This window comes from Rhizobium brockwellii, assembly GCF_000769405.2.
Lineage (GTDB): Bacteria > Pseudomonadota > Alphaproteobacteria > Rhizobiales > Rhizobiaceae > Rhizobium > Rhizobium brockwellii.
This window is the reverse complement of sequence record NZ_CP053439.1, coordinates 4,323,902-4,342,148: the sequence shown is the minus strand read 5'-3', so window position 1 is coordinate 4,342,148 and position 18,247 is coordinate 4,323,902. Positions and strand designations below refer to the sequence as shown.

At 61.0% G+C, this 18,247-nt stretch carries 15 protein-coding genes; 8 read left to right on the top strand and 7 right to left on the bottom strand.

Annotation, left to right across the window (positions count from 1 at the left end; all coding sequences use genetic code 11):
• Positions 1 to 367: 367 nt before the first annotated feature.
• Positions 368 to 559, bottom strand: a complete 192-nt coding sequence (locus RLCC275e_RS34770; protein WP_438269891.1) for a transposase — start codon at positions 557 to 559, stop codon at positions 368 to 370.
• A gap of 195 nt (positions 560 to 754) precedes the next feature.
• On the bottom strand, positions 755 to 2,518 hold the full coding sequence (locus RLCC275e_RS21265; RefSeq protein WP_012759455.1) for a glucan ABC transporter ATP-binding protein/ permease: 1,764 nt from the start codon (positions 2,516 to 2,518) through the stop codon (positions 755 to 757).
• A 318-nt stretch (positions 2,519 to 2,836) separates the two neighbouring features.
• Between RLCC275e_RS21265 and RLCC275e_RS21260 the strand changes: the two genes are divergently transcribed.
• The 3 genes from RLCC275e_RS21260 to RLCC275e_RS21250 all read left to right on the top strand — a co-directional run bounded on the left by RLCC275e_RS21260 (position 2,837) and on the right by RLCC275e_RS21250 (position 8,036).
• Positions 2,837 to 3,592 carry a helix-turn-helix transcriptional regulator gene (locus RLCC275e_RS21260; protein ID WP_033181954.1) on the top strand — a complete coding sequence of 252 codons (756 nt, stop codon included), beginning with the start codon at positions 2,837 to 2,839 and terminating at the stop codon, positions 3,590 to 3,592.
• A 216-nt stretch (positions 3,593 to 3,808) separates the two neighbouring features.
• A complete protein-coding gene (gene pyc / locus RLCC275e_RS21255) occupies positions 3,809 to 7,273 on the top strand; it encodes a pyruvate carboxylase (RefSeq protein WP_033181953.1) in 3,465 nt (1,154 codons plus the stop codon).
• A gap of 190 nt (positions 7,274 to 7,463) precedes the next feature.
• Positions 7,464 to 8,036 carry an NADPH-dependent FMN reductase gene (locus RLCC275e_RS21250; RefSeq protein ID WP_012759452.1) on the top strand — a complete coding sequence of 191 codons (573 nt, stop codon included), beginning with the start codon at positions 7,464 to 7,466 and terminating at the stop codon, positions 8,034 to 8,036.
• 157 nt (positions 8,037 to 8,193) lie between these two features.
• On the opposite strand, the gene RLCC275e_RS21245 is transcribed toward RLCC275e_RS21250, so the two are convergent.
• The 4 genes from RLCC275e_RS21245 to RLCC275e_RS21230 all read right to left on the bottom strand — a co-directional run bounded on the left by RLCC275e_RS21245 (position 8,194) and on the right by RLCC275e_RS21230 (position 11,719).
• Positions 8,194 to 8,955 (bottom strand): amino acid ABC transporter ATP-binding protein, encoded by a 762-nt coding sequence (locus RLCC275e_RS21245; RefSeq protein ID WP_017995517.1) that lies wholly within the window; start codon positions 8,953 to 8,955, stop codon positions 8,194 to 8,196.
• Positions 8,952 to 9,632, bottom strand: coding sequence for an amino acid ABC transporter permease (locus RLCC275e_RS21240; RefSeq protein ID WP_012759450.1), 681 nt, complete (start codon positions 9,630 to 9,632; stop codon positions 8,952 to 8,954). Before RLCC275e_RS21240 ends, RLCC275e_RS21245 begins: the two co-directional genes overlap by 4 nt.
• A gap of 213 nt (positions 9,633 to 9,845) precedes the next feature.
• On the bottom strand, positions 9,846 to 10,619 hold the full coding sequence (locus RLCC275e_RS21235; RefSeq protein WP_033181952.1) for an amino acid ABC transporter substrate-binding protein: 774 nt from the start codon (positions 10,617 to 10,619) through the stop codon (positions 9,846 to 9,848).
• A 152-nt stretch (positions 10,620 to 10,771) separates the two neighbouring features.
• Complete coding sequence (locus RLCC275e_RS21230; protein ID WP_171816942.1) at positions 10,772 to 11,719, bottom strand: DMT family transporter; 948 nt, start codon at positions 11,717 to 11,719, stop codon at positions 10,772 to 10,774.
• 131 nt (positions 11,720 to 11,850) lie between these two features.
• On the opposite strand from RLCC275e_RS21230, the gene RLCC275e_RS21225 reads away from it, so the two are divergent.
• The 4 genes from RLCC275e_RS21225 (at position 11,851) to hisC (ending at position 16,409) form a co-directional block, all read left to right on the top strand.
• Positions 11,851 to 12,627, top strand: a complete 777-nt coding sequence (locus RLCC275e_RS21225; protein ID WP_033181951.1) for a DeoR/GlpR family DNA-binding transcription regulator — start codon at positions 11,851 to 11,853, stop codon at positions 12,625 to 12,627.
• A 63-nt stretch (positions 12,628 to 12,690) separates the two neighbouring features.
• Positions 12,691 to 13,881, top strand: a complete 1,191-nt coding sequence (locus tag RLCC275e_RS21220) for an MFS transporter (RefSeq protein WP_017995513.1) — start codon at positions 12,691 to 12,693, stop codon at positions 13,879 to 13,881.
• Positions 13,882 to 14,080: 199 nt separating this feature from the next.
• Positions 14,081 to 15,331 (top strand): flavodoxin-dependent (E)-4-hydroxy-3-methylbut-2-enyl-diphosphate synthase, encoded by a 1,251-nt coding sequence (ispG, locus tag RLCC275e_RS21215; protein ID WP_012759445.1) that lies wholly within the window; start codon positions 14,081 to 14,083, stop codon positions 15,329 to 15,331.
• Between the two features lie 16 nt (positions 15,332 to 15,347).
• Positions 15,348 to 16,409 (top strand): histidinol-phosphate transaminase, encoded by a 1,062-nt coding sequence (gene hisC / locus RLCC275e_RS21210; protein ID WP_012759444.1) that lies wholly within the window; start codon positions 15,348 to 15,350, stop codon positions 16,407 to 16,409.
• A gap of 9 nt (positions 16,410 to 16,418) precedes the next feature.
• On the opposite strand, the gene RLCC275e_RS21205 is transcribed toward hisC, so the two are convergent.
• Positions 16,419 to 17,333 carry a polyprenyl synthetase family protein gene (locus tag RLCC275e_RS21205; RefSeq protein WP_012759443.1) on the bottom strand — a complete coding sequence of 305 codons (915 nt, stop codon included), beginning with the start codon at positions 17,331 to 17,333 and terminating at the stop codon, positions 16,419 to 16,421.
• Positions 17,334 to 17,468: 135 nt separating this feature from the next.
• Between RLCC275e_RS21205 and mtgA the strand changes: the two genes are divergently transcribed.
• The gene (gene mtgA, locus RLCC275e_RS21200) at positions 17,469 to 18,206 is read left to right on the top strand and encodes a monofunctional biosynthetic peptidoglycan transglycosylase (RefSeq protein WP_033181950.1); all 738 of its coding nucleotides are present in this window, start codon (positions 17,469 to 17,471) and stop codon (positions 18,204 to 18,206) included.
• Positions 18,207 to 18,247: the final 41 nt, after the last annotated feature.

Genomic DNA, 18,247 nt, shown 5'->3' with positions numbered 1-18,247 from the left:
ATGCCCGGCAGGGCGCGACACCGTCTCTCGGTTTTTCGGGAACGGCTTGAGGCTATGACCGCCTCGGCCTCCGTCTTTGCGATCGTTGCGCGCAAGGCGTTGCTGTCATACGCTTTATCGCCCAGATGGCTTGAGCTGTCTGGTTATTGAGCTTGAGCGATGTTGCGACCTGGCCGGCCATCGCGATAAAGAGCATGGGACGCCCGAGCGTATCGACCGGCATATGGGCCTTGGTCGTCAGTCCACCTGTGGAACGCCCCAGCGCCTGATCCTTTGCCCCTCTTTTCCGCTCGCAGCCTGTTGATGGGCACGCATGATGGTGCTGTCGATCATTAGGTACCGATTGTCCCGGTCAGCAATGAGGGCATCAAAGACTTGCTCCCATACGCCGGCATGGCACCAGCGACTGAACTGGCGGTGGACCGTCTTCCCCGTAGCGCTCCGGCAGGTCCTGCCAGTGTGCGCCCGAGCGCAGTATCCACAAACACCCGTTCACAAACGTCCGGTTGTCTACTCCCGTTCGACCCGGATCGCTGGATTTGTCTGGCAATAAAGGCACAATTCTCGACCATTGCGCCTCGTTCAACTCGTATCGCTTCACGCCCACCAAAGGTCTCCGTGCTGCACACGGTACCCTATAAATCAGTGATCAATCGATTTGGGAATCCTGAATGTCGATCGGTCCTCAGTCCCAGCGCAAACAAAAAGGCCAGAAGGAGTTACCCTTCCGGCCTTTATCTTGAACCCAAACCGATCAGGCGGCTTCGGTGGTATGGGCCTTGCGGACCTCTTCGTCCGTCAGGATGCCGCTGGCGCGCAGCAGGGCGGCGAAGCGGCCGTTGCTGTGGCTGAGTTCGTCGAAGCTGCCCTGTTCGACTACACGGCCGTCATCCAGGAAGAGCACCATATCGGCTTCGCGGACCGTCGACAGGCGGTGGGCGATGATGAAGGTGGTGCGGTTCTGGCGCAGATTGTCGATTGCGGCCTTGACGCGGTTTTCGGTTTCGACGTCGAGCGCCGAGGTCGCCTCGTCGAGCACTAGGATCGGCGCGTCCTTGAGGATGGCGCGGGCAATCGCGATGCGCTGGCGCTCGCCGCCGGAGAGCTTGTTGCCGCGTTCACCGACATGCGTATCGTAGCGATCCTCGCGGGTCTCGATGAAGTCGGCAGCGGCGGCGGCTTCGGCCGCACGGCGCATTTCCTCTTCACTGGCGCCCTCGCGGCCAAGGCGGATATTGTCACTGATCGAACGGTTCAGCAGGCCCGCATCCTGGAAGACGGTGGCGATGTGGCGACGCAGCGACTTGCGGGTCACCTTGGTGATATCGGTGCCGTCGACGAGAATCTTGCCGCCCTGGGCATCGTAGACACGCTGCAGCAGGTTGACGAGCGTCGTTTTGCCGGCGCCGGTCGGGCCGACGATCGCGACCGTCTGGCCTGCCTTCACCGAGAAGGAGACGTTGTGCAGGCCCTGTGAGCTGTTGCCGAAGCCGAAGGAGACGTCGCGGAATTCGATCGCACCCTTGACGTCCTTGATCTCGCCGTTGCCGGCCGGCTCTTCACGTTCACGCACCGAGTCTTCCAGCGCATAGAATTCCTCAAGCTTGGAACGGGCCTCGAAAATCTGCGTAGCGAACTGGCGCATCAGGTCGAGACGGCCGATCAACAGGTTGGCAAAGCCGATGAAGGCGATGACCTCGCCGACGCGCAGCTGGCCGGCCTGGACGAGCATGGTGCCGATGATCAAAACCACCATCATCGCGATGGTTGACGCCATGCGGTTCAGTGCGCCGGCGATCGCCCACCAGTCGAGCACCGGATACTGGGCTTCGAGCAAACGGTCGGCGAAGGATTTCAGCGCCCTGGTTTCGGCCTCGATGCGGTTGTAGCTGTGCAGGACAGAAACGTTGCTGATCGAGTCGCTGACATGCGAGAAGACGGTGTGATAATGGTTCTCGACCGAAGCCTGGCCATCCTTGGTGCGGCTCATGACGACGCGGCCGATCAGCCAGTAGGCGATGGCGAGCACCATGAGTACGGCGGAAAGGCGCAGATCCATCGACATTGCGGTCGGTATCAGAAGGGCAAGCGCGATGACCGTCGACAGGTGGTTGCGCATGAATTCCAGCCAGAGGCCGAACAGTGTCTCGCAGGCGCGCAGCAATGTATGCAGCGCGTTGGAGGTGCCGCGCTGATGGTGCCAGCCGAGCGGCATGGAAATGATGCGGCCGAAGGCTTCCGTCAACAGCGTCGCTCGCCGGCCATGGGCCAGCCTGTCGGCCTCGCGGGCCACCAGAACGAAGGCAATGGTGTTGAAGACGGCGAAAGTCGCCCACATGAAGAGGATGGGCTTGACCTCACCCTTGCCCGAAATCGCATCGATGATGCGACCGAACAGGATCGGCTCCGCGATGGTGATCGTCGCAAGAACAATGTTTGCGACAACGACCAGGGATACGCGCAGCTTGTAGGCGCCAAGATAGCGCAGAGCCCTTGCATAGACCTTGAATAACGTCACGTCGAACCTCTTGTGCATCTGCGAAAACGGGATGATGCGATGCTACAAAAGGCTACCTGAACGGGCGATTAACGGAGTATTCAGGGTTCGATCGATGTGATTATCGCCGCGATCGTATTATGGCAGAATGCGACGAGATGGCCATGGCGCTGAAATTGCCGTTCGGCGATATCTCGCAACAATTTGCGCTTGCATTTTATTAAATGTTTAGCGCAGCATTAAATTACAGACTGCATTTATTGAAGACCGTTTCGCGACCAGTTTGACCAGCCGCCGACGGCCTCATACGGGCATCAGGTCCGGGCAAGGGGCATTTTTGTGAATATTAATTCGTTAATTCAATTACTTGTAATTCTGGAAGAATGCTCAAATCCTGAAGCTGTCGTCACCGAGCTGGAGCAGATCCTCCACGGTTGCGGCTTCGAATATTACGGCCTGCTGCGCCATTTGCCGCAGAGCCCGGTGCAGCAGAGTCCAGAGCCCTGGGCTTCGGCGCTTGCCGGCGGCTGGCCGGAACAATGGCCGCAGATATACACCGCGAAAAAATATGCGCTGATCGATCCGATGGTGCGCTATCTCGCCCATGCGCAGCGCCCTTTCCGCTGGCGGGAGGCGATGGCCGCCTTCCGCAAGGACGCCTATCATCGCCGCATGGAGCAGATGATGGTCGATGCCTTCGGGCACGGGTTGGAGGATGGCTATATCTTTCCCATCCACGGACGTAGCGGCATTCTCGCCAGCCTTAGTCTCGCGGGCAAGCCGATCGAGCTGTCGCCGGTGGAAATCGCATTGCTGGAGGCGGTGGCGCGCAAGGCCTTCTGGCGGTTGCTCGATCTGAAAGACGAGGCGCAGGCACTGGAAACCGTGCTGCCGGCCGACACGCCGCTGACACGGCGCGAGATGGAAATCCTGCATTATCTCGCCGAAGGCATGACTTCGATGGAGATCAGTAAGATGCTGAAGATCTCAAATCACACCGTAGACTGGTATATGAACGGCTTGCAGGACAAGCTGAAGGCGAAAAACAGGCAGCAGGCGGTGGCGCTTGCCTTCCGTCATGGCCTGATAAGTTAGAGAAATTCCGCTTCTCATCGAAGCGGAGTTGCTCTGGTTTTTTATTTTTGCGCAACTCCGGACGGAAAACCGCTTCGCACTTTCCTGGAGTTGCTCCAGCATGTCGAAAAATTGCATTTCGCAGTCGCAAGATAAATTGAACTTTCTGTGACAAGAAGTTAAGAATTTCCTTCGCGGGTGCAGCATTCCCGCGTCTGAACGTCCGAGGAGACCGTTTTGCCCATTTCCAAGATTCTCGTTGCCAATCGCTCTGAAATTGCCATCCGCGTGTTCCGCGCGGCCAACGAGCTTGGAATAAAAACCGTGGCGATCTGGGCGGAAGAGGACAAGCTGGCGCTGCACCGCTTCAAGGCGGACGAGAGCTATCAGGTCGGCCGCGGCCCGCATCTTTCCAAGGATATGGGTCCGATCGAAAGCTATCTGTCGATCGAGGAGGTGATCCGCGTTGCGAAACTCTCCGGCGCCGATGCCATCCATCCCGGCTACGGCCTGCTGTCGGAAAGCCCCGAATTCGTCGATGCCTGCAACAAGGCCGGCATCATCTTCATCGGCCCGAGGGCCGATACGATGCGCCAGCTCGGCAACAAGGTTGCGGCGCGCAACCTGGCGATCTCGGTCGGCGTTCCCGTGGTGCCGGCCACCGGGCCGTTGCCGGAGGACATGGCCGAAGTGGCGAAGATGGCGGAGGGGATCGGCTACCCCGTCATGCTGAAGGCCTCCTGGGGCGGCGGCGGGCGCGGCATGCGCGCGATCCGCGATCCAAAGGATCTCGCCCGCGAGGTGACGGAAGCCAAACGCGAGGCGATGGCGGCCTTCGGCAAGGACGAGGTCTATCTGGAAAAGCTCGTTGAGCGCGCCCGCCATGTCGAAAGCCAGGTTCTCGGCGATACGCACGGCAATGTCGTGCATCTCTTCGAGCGTGACTGCTCGATCCAGCGCCGCAACCAGAAAGTCGTCGAGCGCGCGCCGGCGCCCTATCTCTCGGAGGCGCAACGCCAGGAACTCGCCGCCTATTCGCTGAAGATCGCGGCCGCGACCAATTATATCGGCGCCGGCACCGTCGAATATCTGATGGATGCCGACACCGGCAAATTCTACTTCATCGAGGTCAATCCACGCATCCAGGTCGAGCATACGGTGACCGAAGTCGTCACCGGCATCGACATCGTCAAGGCGCAGATCCACATCCTCGACGGCTTTGCGATCGGCACGCCGGAATCGGGCGTGCCGCGCCAGGAAGATATCCGTCTCAACGGCCATGCGCTGCAGTGCCGCATCACCACGGAAGATCCGGAGCATAACTTCATTCCGGATTACGGTCGCATCACCGCCTATCGCTCGGCGTCCGGTTTCGGCATCCGCCTCGATGGCGGTACCTCCTATTCAGGTGCGATCATCACCCGCTTTTATGATCCGCTTCTCGTCAAGGTCACGGCATGGGCGCCCAATCCGTCCGAAGCGATCGCCCGCATGGACCGGGCGCTGCGCGAATTCCGTATTCGCGGCGTGGCAACCAACCTGACCTTCCTCGAAGCGATCATCGGCCATCCCAAGTTCAGGGACAACAGCTACACGACCCGCTTCATCGACACGACGCCGGAACTCTTCCAGCAGGTCAAGCGCCAGGATCGTGCCACGAAGCTCCTGACCTATCTCGCCGACGTCACCGTCAATGGCCATCCCGAGGCCAAGGATAGGCCGAGGCCGCTGGAAAACGCTGCCGAGCCGGTGGTTCCCTACGCCAACGGCAATACGGTCAAGGATGGTACGAAGCAGCTCCTCGACACGCTCGGCCCGAATAAATTCGGCGAATGGATGCGCAACGAGAAGCGCGTGCTTTTGACCGACACGACGATGCGCGACGGCCACCAGTCGCTGCTCGCCACCCGCATGCGCACCTATGACATCGCCCGTATTGCCGATACCTATGCGCATGCGCTGCCGAACCTTTTGTCGCTCGAATGCTGGGGCGGCGCGACCTTTGACGTCTCCATGCGCTTTCTGACCGAGGACCCGTGGGAGCGCCTGGCGCTGATCCGCGAGGGCGCGCCTAACCTTCTGCTGCAGATGCTGCTGCGCGGTGCCAACGGCGTCGGCTATACCAATTATCCCGATAATGTCGTCAAATATTTCGTCCGCCAGGCGGCCAGAGGCGGCATTGATCTGTTCCGCGTGTTCGATTGCCTGAACTGGGTGGAGAACATGCGTGTCTCGATGGATGCCATTGCCGAGGAAAACAAGCTCTGCGAGGCGGCGATCTGCTATACCGGCGATATCCTCAACTCGGCCCGTCCGAAATACGATCTGAAATACTACACCGACCTTGCGGTCGAGCTCGAAAAGGCGGGCGCGCATATCATCGCGCTCAAGGATATGGCGGGGCTCCTCAAGCCTGCGGCTGCGAAGGTTCTGTTCAAGGCGCTGCGCGAGGCGACCAGCCTGCCGATCCACTTCCACACGCATGATACATCGGGTATCGCGGCCGCGACCGTTCTTGCCGCCGTCGATGCCGGCGTCGATGCCGTCGACGCGGCCATGGACGCGCTTTCCGGCAATACCTCGCAGCCCTGTCTCGGTTCGATCGTCGAGGCGCTGCGCGGTACGGAGCGTGATCCGGGCCTCGATCCGGAATGGATCCGCCGTATCTCCTTCTATTGGGAAGCGGCGCGTAACCAATATGCCGCCTTCGAAAGCGATCTGAAGGGTCCGGCATCCGAAGTCTATCTGCACGAAATGCCGGGCGGCCAGTTCACCAACCTCAAGGAACAGGCCCGCTCGCTCGGCCTCGAGACCCGCTGGCATCAGGTGGCGCAAGCCTATGCCGACGCCAACCAGATGTTCGGTGATATCGTCAAGGTGACGCCGTCTTCCAAGGTCGTCGGCGACATGGCGCTGATGATGGTGTCCCAGGACCTGACGGTTGCCGACGTCGTCAGCCCTGACAAGGAAGTCTCCTTCCCGGAATCGGTGGTCTCGATGCTGAAGGGCGATCTCGGCCAGCCGCCGTCGGGATGGCCCGAAGCGCTGCAGAAGAAGGCGCTGAAGGGCGACAAGCCCTATACCGTGCGCCCCGGCTCGCTGCTCAAGGAGGCTAATCTCGATGCGGAGCGCAAAGTTATCGAGACGAAACTCGAGCGCGAGGTCAGCGACTTCGAATTTGCCTCCTACCTGATGTATCCGAAGGTCTTCACCGACTTCGCGCTCGCCTCCGATACCTACGGCCCGGTCTCGGTGCTGCCGACGCCCGCCTATTTCTACGGTCTCAAGGACGGCGAGGAACTGTTTGCCGATATCGAGCGCGGCAAGACGCTCGTCATCGTCAACCAGGCGATGAGCGCCACCGACAGCCAGGGCATGGTGACCATCTTCTTCGAGCTCAATGGCCAGCCGCGCCGCATCAAGGTGCCGGACCGGGCCCATGGGGCGACGGGTGCGGCCGTCCGCCGCAAGGCCGAACCGGGCAATGCCGTTCATGTCGGCGCGCCGATGCCGGGTGTCATCAGCCGTGTCTTCGTCTCGCCCGGCCAGGCCGTCAATGCCGGCGACGTGCTCGTCTCGATCGAGGCGATGAAGATGGAAACGGCGCTGCATGCGGAAAAGGATGGCACGATTTCCGAAGTGCTGGTACGGGCCGGCGATCAGATCGATGCCAAGGACCTGCTCGTCGTCTACGCAGGCTGAAGCGCTGCCATCCTTGGCAAAGGCGCCCATCGGCCGGCTTTTCGAGCGGGCTCCATTCACTCGATTGTGTACGATCGGCCTGTCAAAAAGCTGATTTTTCGAAGCCTTCGCGCCTTGCCCGGCGCGGAGGCTTTCTCATAAGCTTGCGCTCCCACCATCCGCCCCCAAGACCAATCAGGAAATGATATCAATGAGCAAGTTGAAGATTGCCGTTATCGTCGGCAGCACGCGTATTGGCCGTTTTTCCGAGCATCCGGCCAAGTGGATTGCCGCTATCGCCGCCGAACGGCAGGACATTGAGGTCGAGGTTCTCGACCTGCTCGACTACCCCATGCATTTTTTCGGTGAGCAGCGTGCCACGACCGCTGAAAGCGAAACGGCAGAGCGCTGGAAAAAGAAGCTGCGTGAATTCGATGGCTTCATTTTCACAGTTGCCGAGTACAATCACGCGCCGACTGCGGTTTTGAAGAACGCCATCGACCTCGGCGAGTTCATCCACAAGCCGGTCGGTTTCGTCGGTTACGGCGGCGTTGGCGGCGCACGTGCGGTCGAGCATCTTCGCCTGATCTTCGTGGAAATGGGGGCGGCTTCGGTGAAAACGGGCGTGCATATCGCGCTTGGCGAATATCTCGGCGTCCTCAAGGAAGGCAAGAGCCTCAGCGATTACGCCCATCTCAACGAAGCGGCGAAGAACCAGCTCGATCAGCTCATCTGGTGGGGTAATGCGCTGAAGGCGGCGCGTGCCGTCGTCACGGCCTCCTGATTGGAGTTCCAGCCATGCCGGGATCTTCGCATCCCGGCATTAGATCCGGATGATTTTAGGCCAGGTCGGCCTAAAAATCTGCATCCGGATCTAAATCAAAGAAATAGAGCATGATGTCGTCCGAAAACCGCTCACACTTTTCGGCATCATCTCTAGCTCAGATATCGTAAGTATGGGCGGCGTTGATCGTCGAGATGAAACGTTTGGTGCGTTCGCGCTCCGGCGCGCTGAAGATCGCTCTGGCGCTGCCCGTTTCCACGACGCTCCCGGCTTCCAGGAAAACCACGTCATTGGCGATCTTCGAGGCGAGCCGGAGATCGTGGGTCGCCATCACCATCGTCGTGCCTTCGCTGGCCAGCTTGCCGAGTACATCGACCACTTCGGCCGAAAGCTCGGGATCGAGGGCGGATGTCGGCTCGTCACAGAGAAGCACGCGCGGCGACGGCGCCAGCGCGCGGGCGATCGCGACGCGCTGCTGCTGGCCGCCCGACAGCGTCGAAGGCCATGCATCGGCCTTGTGGGTCATGCCGACCTTTGTCAGCAATTCCATCGCACGCTCGCGGGCCTTTTCCCTCGGCCATCGCAGTACCGTCACCAGGCCTTCCATGACATTCTCGATCGCGGTCTGATGCGGGAAGAGCTGGAAATTCTGGAAGACCATGCCGGTCTGGCGGCGGATCTTCTGGATCGCCGGCCAGCTCGTTCGTTTGCCCGGTGCAAAGGCCAGCTTCTCCTCTCCGAGGCGGATGGAGCCGGCGGTCGGAATTTCGAGTAGGTTGATGCAGCGCAGCAGTGTGCTCTTGCCGCCGCCCGAAGGCCCGACCAGCGCGGTGACGCTGCTTTCGGGAATACGGATGCTGATATCCTTGAGGATGACGGCGTCGCCGAAGCGCTTTTCGATGTTGGAAAGCTCGATCATGCATTTGCCTCCAGCATGCCGCCATAACGCGCGAAGCGGCGTTCCAGCCGCACCTGCAACTGCGAGAGGACGGAGCTCAGGACGAGATAGATCAGCGCCGCCTCGATATAGAGGATCAACGGCTCGTAGGTGGTGGCGACGATGCGCTGCGCCGCCTGGAAGAGCTCGGGCACGGTGATGGCGGCGGCAAGCGAGGTGTCTTTGACCAGCGAGATGAAGGTGTTCGACAAAGGCGGCACGGCGACGCGGGCGGCCTGCGGCAGGATGGTGCGGCTCATCGCCTGGCGCCAGCTCATGCCGATCGAATAGGCGGCTTCCCATTGGCCCTTCGGCACCGAAGAAATGACGGCGCGGATGATCTCGGAGCTGTAGGCGCCGATATTCAGCGTGAAGCCGATGAGGGCGGCCGGAAAGGCATCGAGCAGGATGCCGAGGCTCGGCAGGCCGTAGAAGATCACGAAGAGCTGCACCAGCAGCGGCGTGCCGCGGATGACCCAGACATAGAAGCGCGCGACGGCCGAAAGCGGCATCGGCCCGAAGAGCCGGGCGATTGCGGTGGCGAGCCCGAGGGCCAGGCCAAAGACGAAGGATAGCAGGGTCAGCGGAATGGTGAAGATCAGCCCCGCCCACAGGAGCGAGGGTAGCGATTCCGCCATCAGTTGGAGCCAGTGCGCCAAGGGAGTTGCCTCTCGTCAGTTGGGTCGTGATATCCGAAATACCCCTCCCCCACCCCTCCCCACAAGGGGGAGGGACTTATCCAGGTGCCGGCTCACACGAAATAGCGACCGAGCGGCAGGCCGAAACGTTTATTTGAAGATGAGACGGCCCGCCGGCTAAGCCCCTCCCCCTTGTGGGGAGGAGTTTGGGAAGGGACTTTTCTTCAGTTGAACTTACTTGGAAACATCCTGGCCGAAATACTTGTCGGCGATCTTCTTATAGGTGCCGTCGGCCTTGATATCGGCAAGCGCCTTGTTGATTTCGGCGAGAAGCTCCGGCTCGTGCTTGCGGATGATGACGCCGGAGTAATCGGCGTTTTCCTGCTCGGCCACGATCTTCACCGGCGCGTCCGGCTTGTGCTTCTTGAAATCGAGGAAGGAGAGGCTGTCGTTGATCGTGGCGTCGGCGCGCTTGGTCAGCACCAGCTGGATCGACTGATCGAAACCGTCGGTGCCGACGAGCTCGGCACCGGCTTCGGTTGCGAGCTTGCCGAAGTTGCTGGTCAGCGACTGGGCGGCCTTCTTGCCCTTCAGGTCGGCGAAAGACTTGATGCTGTCGTCGCCGTCGCGGGCGATCAGTACGGCCTTGGAGGCGATATAAGGCTCGGAGAAATCGTATTTCTGCTTGCGGGTTTCGGTGATGCCGACCTGGTTGATGACGGTATCGTAGCGCTTGGCATCGAGGCCGGCGATCAGGCCATCCCACTTGCCTTCGACGAACTCGGCTTTGACACCGAGCTTGGCGGCGATCGCTTCGCCGATCTCGACATCGAAGCCAACGAGCTTGCCGCTTTCGTCATGATAGGTGAAGGGCGCATAAGTGCCTTCGGTGCCGATCTTGAAGACGCCGGCCGATTTGATGGCGGCGAGGTTTTCACCGGCATGGGCAGGCAGGAGGGCCGCGGCTTGAATGAGGGCGGCGGCGGCGACGGTTTTCAACCAGTTCATTGTTTCATCCATCCTTGGGAGGTTGTTATCGGATGGGGATAGTTGGCAGAAAATTACGGCGCCGGAAGCGTAGAAAACTGCGAATAAAAGCAGCAACTGCAAATATTTTTCTCAAACGGCCGCTCGAACCATGAATCCCGCAGAATCAGGCATCAGGCGGTGATGCGCCGGCGCAGTTTTTCGCTGACGATGATGATCAATCCGGCGCCGAGGATCATCGCCGCGCCGACGACCACATTGTGCGTGGGGATGTCGGCCCAGATCAGATAGCCCAAGAGGAAGGCCCAGATGAGAGAGCTGTATTCGAATGGCGCAAGCACGGAGACGGGCGCCTGACGCATGCCCTCGAAAAGGGCGAACTGGGCGCAGCCGGCAACGATGCCGGTGGCGATGAGGAGCGCGAGCTGCGTCATATCGGGGGTCTGCCATGTCCAGATCACCGCAACGCCGGTCATGGCAAGGAAAAAGACGTTGGAAACGGTGAGCTGGATAATCGTCTTCTCATGCAGCGAGGTCTTGCGCAGCAGCACCATGGCAGAGGCCCAGAGCACGGCCGCCTGCAGCGCCAGATAGACCGGCCAGGAGATGGTGAGGCCGACCGGATTGCAGGCGATGAGGACGCCGACGAAGCCGACGCCGACCGCCAGCCAACGCGCCGGCGTGACCTTCTCCTTCAGGATGAACCAGGCAAGCAAGGTGCCGACAACAGGTGCGGCGTAATAGAGCGTGGTCACTTCGGCAAGCTGCAGGCGGCTTGCGGCGGAATAGTAGGAAAGCCAGGCGCAGAGAAGAAGGATGCTGCGGGCAATCATCGGCTTGATCGGCGATGTCATCGTCTGGTGGACGAGCTTGCCGCGACCATAGGCGAGACAACCGACGAGGATGGTGAGACTGCGGAAAAACAGGATCTGCCAGACGGGAATGCTTGAAGCCAGGATCTTGATGATCGCGTCATGGAAGGTGAACGCCATATAGGCGAGGCTCGTGAGCAGGATGCCCAGGCTGACGGAGTTTTTCACGGGGAGAACGGACCAGGTGGCGGATATGCCGGCGGGAATCGGGAATGACCAATCGATATTCCCGCCTCCCGGGCCGGTCAATAGGGCATATTCGCTCTGGTGGTGGAGCTTTATTTCCGAACGTCAGAAAACGTGTGACCGTGCATATTGCCTGCATGATCGTAAGCGTTTATGCACGTTTTCGGTTTGTGAGGTCTCGATCCGGTAGGAACATGCAGGATTTTCTGTTGCGAGAGCGCCAAGGCGTGATTTCCGAGAGGCTGCGGCTGAATGGCCGCGTGCTGGCGACGGAGCTTGCGCTCGAATTCGGCGTCTCCGAGGATACGGTGCGGCGGGATCTGCGGGAGATGGCGGCGGCAGGGCTCTGTGAGCGGGTCTACGGCGGCGCATTGCCGGTCTCGCCGGCGCACGGAAGCCTGACGCAGCGCATCGGCTTTGCCGCTGACCGAAAACAGGCGCTGGCGCGCGCTGCGACAAAGCAGATTGCCGGCGGTTCGACTGTGTTCTTCGATGCCGGCAGCACCAATCTGGCGATTGCCCACGCATTACCGGTCGAACTTGCACTGACGGCTGCGACCAATGCGCCGGCGATTGCCGCAGCTCTGATCGACAAGCCTGCCGTCAACGTCATTCTGATCGGCGGGATGGTGGATCGGCAGACGGGCGGCTCGCTCGGCGCCAAGGCCTTGCGGGATATGGAGCAGATTTCGCCCGATCTCTGCATTCTCGGCGCCTGCGGCGTCGATCTCGAGGCCGGCATCACGGTGTTCGGCTTCGAGGATGCGGAGTTCAAGCGGTTTGCGACATCCAGGAGCAAAAGGGTGTTGGTGGCTGCAACCTCGGAGAAATTCGGCACCGCTGCCCCCCATAGCATCCTGCCGGTTGCGCATTGCGAATGCCTGGTCGTCGAGCACGATGCCGATCCGGCCATTCTCGCCCGTTACCGCGAGCGCGGATGCAGGACTGTTCTCGCCGAGAAAACGAACTGAGGCGACGTCATAGAGTTTAGGGAAACCGGGCCAAGCAAGCCCGGCAATGAGGAAAGACCGGAAATGGATAGTCATGTGAGTACGCCGGGAGCCCGGAGCGGCTTCATTACCAGAAGCAGAGCGGCGGTTTCCCTGCTCTTTCTCATGAACGGTTTTGTCGTCGGCTGCTGGGCGCCGAAGATCCCTGATTTTGCCGAGCGTCTGGCGCTGACCAAGTTCGAGCTTGGGCTGATGATCCTGGTTTTCGGCGTCGGCTCGCTGGTCATGATGCCGATCGCCGGTGCACAGATCGCCAAACACGGTTCGCGTATCGTCGTTCAGATACTGGCCGTCTGCGTGCTACCGTTGCTGTTGGCATTGACGCTGGCGCCAAATGTGCTGACTGGAGCGATCACGCTCTTCCTGTTCGGCGGCTTCATCGGTGCAATGGATGTGGCGATGAATGCCAATGCGGTCTCGGTCGAGAAATCCATGCGCCGCGCCATCATGTCGTCCTGCCACGCTTTCTGGAGCCTTGGCGGACTGATCGGCTCAGGTCTCGGCGGCATCGTGATCTCCAAGCTCGGTATTCTCGGCCATGCGCAACTGGCGACGGTGCTGGCGGCGATCTTCCTTGCCGTCGCCTGGCCGATGATCCTTGCGGATCCGCCGCATCCCGACGCCAAGAAGGAAAAGACGAAGCTGCCGATGGTGCCGCTGCCGTGGCTGCTCGGATTGATGGCGCTGTTCAGCATGGTGCCTGAAGGCGCTGTTCTCGACTGGGGCGCGCTCTATCTCCGGCAGGAAATGGGTGCATCCGTGGCGCTTTCCGGCCTTGGTTTCGCAGCCTTTTCGGCCACCATGGCAATCATGCGCTTTGCCGGCGACCTGGTGCGCGACCGCCTGGGCGGCGTCAAGACGCTACGCATCTGCACTTTGTTTGCCATTGTCGGCATGCTGCTTGCCGGCCTGGCGCCCAATGCCGAGCTTGCCATCCTGGGCTTTGCGTTTTGCGGTATCGGCATTTCCAACATGGTGCCGATCGCTTTCTCGGCGGCGGGCAATATTCCCGGACTCAAGCCCGGCATCGGCATCTCGGTGGTCACGACCATGGGCTATTCCGGCATGCTGGTTGCGCCATCGTTGATCGGCTTCGTCGCCGAGCATATCGGTTTTGCCGTCGTTTTCATGGCGCTGCCGGTGCTGCTCATCGTCGTTCTGCTGCTCTCCAACCTGGCCCATTATGCCGATGAGACCTCCGGAGGCGGTCACTGAGCCGCCTCCCAACAAAAGTGATATCAGGGGCGGTTGACAAGCAGCCGGCCTTGATCCACCTGAAAAGCACCGTTTCTAAAGCGCGTCGCAATCTTTCAGATTTGCTCCTCACGCTTTAGGTTTTTATTTTTCGCATGTCGTTATCGCAAAACCGCTGCACACTTTTGCGCGACATGCTTTAGGGGTGCAAGAACTCTCCATGTTGTCAGCCGCCGATTTTGATCCGAAACCGCGCCGCGCTTCCGTTGCCGTCGATGTCGGCGGCGTCATCGTCGGCGGCGGGGCGCCGGTCGTCGTGCAGTCCATGACGAACACCGATACGGCCGATATCGATTCCACCGTCGCGCAGGTCGCCGCTCTCCACCGGGCGGGGTCGGAACTGGTGCGCATTACCGTCGACCGCGACGAGAGTGCAGCCGCCGTGCCGAAGATCCGCGAGCGGCTTCTGCGCCTCGGCATGGACGTGCCTTTGATCGGCGACTTCCACTATATCGGCCACAAGCTGCTCGCCGATCATCCGGATTGCGCCGAAGCGCTGGCGAAATACCGCATCAACCCCGGCAATGTCGGCTTCAAGGACAAGAAGGACAAGCAGTTCGCCGAGATCATCGAGATGGCGATCCGCTATGACAAGCCGGTGCGCATCGGCGTCAACTGGGGCTCGCTCGATCAGGATCTGCTGACGGCGCTGATGGACCGGAACGCCGAAGCCGGATCGCCGCTTTCGGCCCGGCAGGTGACGCGCGAGGCGATCGTGCAGTCGGCGCTGCTTTCGGCAGCCCTTGCCGAAGAGATCGGCCTGCCGCGCAACCGCATCATCCTGTCGGCCAAGGTCAGCCAGGTGCAGGACCTGATCGCCGTCAATTCCATGCTTGCCGAACGCTCCAATCATGCGCTGCATCTCGGCCTGACCGAAGCCGGCATGGGCACCAAGGGCATCGTCGCCTCGTCTGCGGCGATGGGCTTCGTGCTGCAGCACGGCATCGGCGATACGATCCGCGTGTCGCTGACGCCGGAGCCGAACGGCGACCGCACGCGCGAAGTCCAGGTGGCGCAGGAAATCCTGCAGGTCATGGGCTTTCGCCAGTTCATACCCGTCGTTGCGGCCTGTCCGGGCTGTGGACGCACGACGTCGACGGTGTTCCAGGAACTTGCCCAGAATATCCAGAACGACATCCGCAAGAACATGCCTGTCTGGCGCGAGAAATATCCTGGGGTCGAGGCGCTGAACGTCGCCGTCATGGGCTGCATCGTCAACGGGCCGGGCGAAAGCAAACATGCCGATATCGGCATTTCGCTTCCGGGCACTGGCGAAACGCCGGCCGCCCCCGTCTTCATCGACGGCCGGAAGGCGCTGACTCTGCGCGGTGCCAATATCGCCGCCGATTTCGAGGCGCTGGTTGTCGACTATATCGAGAAGCGTTTCGGCCAACGGACGGCGGCGGAATGAGCGCCCGCAAGTTCGGATGAGCCGGTACTGGTCGCCTATCGTCAGTAAGCTTCGGCCCTATGTCGCGGGCGAGCAGCCCCGTATCGCGAACATGGTCAAGCTCAATACCAACGAGAGCCCTTACGGTCCGTCCCCGAAGGCGCTTGAGGCGATCCGGGATGCGGCGGACGATCGTCTGCGGCTCTATCCCGATCCGACTGCTGCGGAATTGCGCGAGACGATCGCGGCCCATTTCGGCCTGACCGCAGAAGAAATATTCGTCGGCAACGGCTCCGACGAGGTTCTCGCGCATACGTTCCAGGCGCTGCTGAAACACGAGCGGCCGCTTCTCTACCCCGATGTGACCTACGCCTTCTATTCGACCTATAGCCTGCTATACGGCGTCGAAGCGATCGAGGTGCCTGTTGACGATGGGTTTCGGATCGGGCTGGAAGATTACGACAGGCCCTGCGGCGCGATCATCATCCCCAATCCGAATGCGCCGACCGGCATCGGCTTGCCACTTGCCAGTATCGAAGCACTTCTTGCCGCCCATCCGGATGCGGTCGTTGTCATAGACGAGGCCTATATCGATTTCGGCGGCGAGAGCGCTGCCGGGCTCGTTTCAACCTATCCCAACCTACTGGTGATCCAGACCCTGTCGAAGTCCCGTTCGCTTGCCGGTCTGCGCATCGGCTTCGCGCTGGGGCAGCGGCCGCTGATTGAGGCGCTGGAGCGGGTCAAGGACAGTTTCAATTCCTATCCGCTCGATCGTCTGGCGCAGCTTGCCGCGACGGCGGCGATCAAGGACGAGGCGTGGTTTGAGACATGCCGGAGGAACATCATCGCCAGCCGCGAAAGCCTCGACTCTGAACTTGAAGTTTTGGGTTTCGAGGTCTTGCCGTCCCAGGCGAACTTCGTTTTCGCGAGGCACCAAAGCCGTTCCGGGGCAGCGCTTCAAGCCGCTCTGCGGGAGCGCGGCATTCTCGTCCGGCATTTCGCCAAACCGCGTATTTCGGACTTCCTGCGGATCAGCATCGGCACGGGCGAGGAGTGTGCCCGTCTGGTTTCCGCCCTCAAAGAAATACTGACAGCCTGACCTGCCGCTTCAGCTCTTCCGGTCGGCGATGAAATGCGCCGCAGCAATGAGGGTCGAGGCACGGGGGCCGTAGGGGGCAAGCAACGCCTCTGCATCGCGGACATGCTCGCGGAGCTGGGCTTCGGCCCATTCCATGCCGCGCAGGGCCACAAGCGTTCCCTTGCCGCGGGCCGCATCCTTGCCGGTCGCCTTGCCCATGGTCGCCGCATCCGAGGTCAGGTCGAGAATGTCGTCGGCCAGTTGGAAGGCAAGGCCGATCTTTTCGCCGAAGGCGCGCAGGCGACGGCGATCCTCCGGCCGGCTTGCCGCGATGACGGCGCCGGCTTCACAGGCGAAGCGGATCAGCGCGCCTGTTTTCATCGCCTGCAGGCGGATGATGCCGGCCTCGTCGGGGGCCTGCTTTTCCGCCGCGAGGTCGAGCGCCTGGCCGCCGGCCATGCCGCCGAGACCGGCTGCGCGGGCAAGGGCCAGCACCAGCGATGCCTTGCTCGTATCGGCAAGGGTCGTTTCCGGCGCGGCGATGATGTCGAAGGCGTAGGTCAGCAGGCTGTCGCCGGCGAGGATCGCCGTCGCTTCGTCGAACTTGATATGTACCGTTGGTTTGCCGCGGCGCAGGTCGTCATCGTCCATGGCCGGCAGATCGTCATGCACGAGGGAATAGCAGTGGACGCATTCGAGGGCGGCGCCGACGCGAAGTGCCGCCTCGGCGTCGCCGCCGAGCAGGGCTGCACTTTCGACGACGAGAAACGGGCGCAGCCGCTTGCCGCCGTTCAGCACGGCATAATGCATGGCATCGCGCAGCGTCTCGGGCCTGGCGATTTCATCGGAAAGGGCACTCGGTGAAAGCAATGCGTCGAGCAGCGCCTCGATGTCGCGGGCGTTGTTCTTCAGCCTCGTCTCGAAAGTGTCCCGGTTCGCGTCCATGGGCGCTGTTTGGCATGAGCGCCCCCGGGCTTGCAACGGAATTGTCGATGGCGGCAGCAAGATTCGCCGCGCACTCTGGCATAAGCTCTGCGCAGGCGTTATGAGAACGACAGGAGCGAAATCGGACTGGGGACATTGGATATAGCGCCGGAGAGAGAGGACAGCGTCGACATGCCGGCTCGTCGGCGATGGTTCGGAGACGGGCGTGTGTTGAAACGCATTATTCTGGCCGTGCTGGTCTTGCTGATTCTTCCCTATGCGCTGATCTTTTTCTATCTGCTGCCTTTCATTCATCCCGTCTCGACGCTGATGCTGCGCGATCTCGTGCTGCTGCGGGGTTACGACAGGCAATGGGTGTCGCTTGATAACATTGCCCCGGTTGTGGTGCAGTCGGTGATGATGTCGGAGGACGGGCAATATTGCTTTCACGGCGGTGTCGACTGGGCGGAAATGCGCATGCTGGTCGAGGATACGCTGAAAGGTCAGGCGACACGTGGCGGCAGCACCATTCCGATGCAGACGGCGAAAAACCTCTTCCTCTGGAACGGCCGCTCCTTCGTGCGCAAGGCGCTGGAACTTCCGCTCGCGGTGAGCACGGATTTTGTCCTGTCGAAACGGCGGCTGATGGAAATCTATCTCAATATCGCCGAATGGGGTCCCGGCATCTACGGCATCGAGGCGGCGGCCCAGCATCATTTCAAGGTGCCGGCCTCGAAGCTGACGCGGCGCCAGGCATCGCTGCTGGCCGTCTCGCTGCCGAACCCGATCGACCGCAATGCCGGCAAGCCCGGACGAGGTCTTCGCCGGCTCGCCGGCGTGATCGAGAGACGCGCACAAGGTTCGGGCGATTACATCAGGTGCATCTATGATTGAGATCAGAACTTATCGTTAGAACAGGATCTCGTTCGAAAACC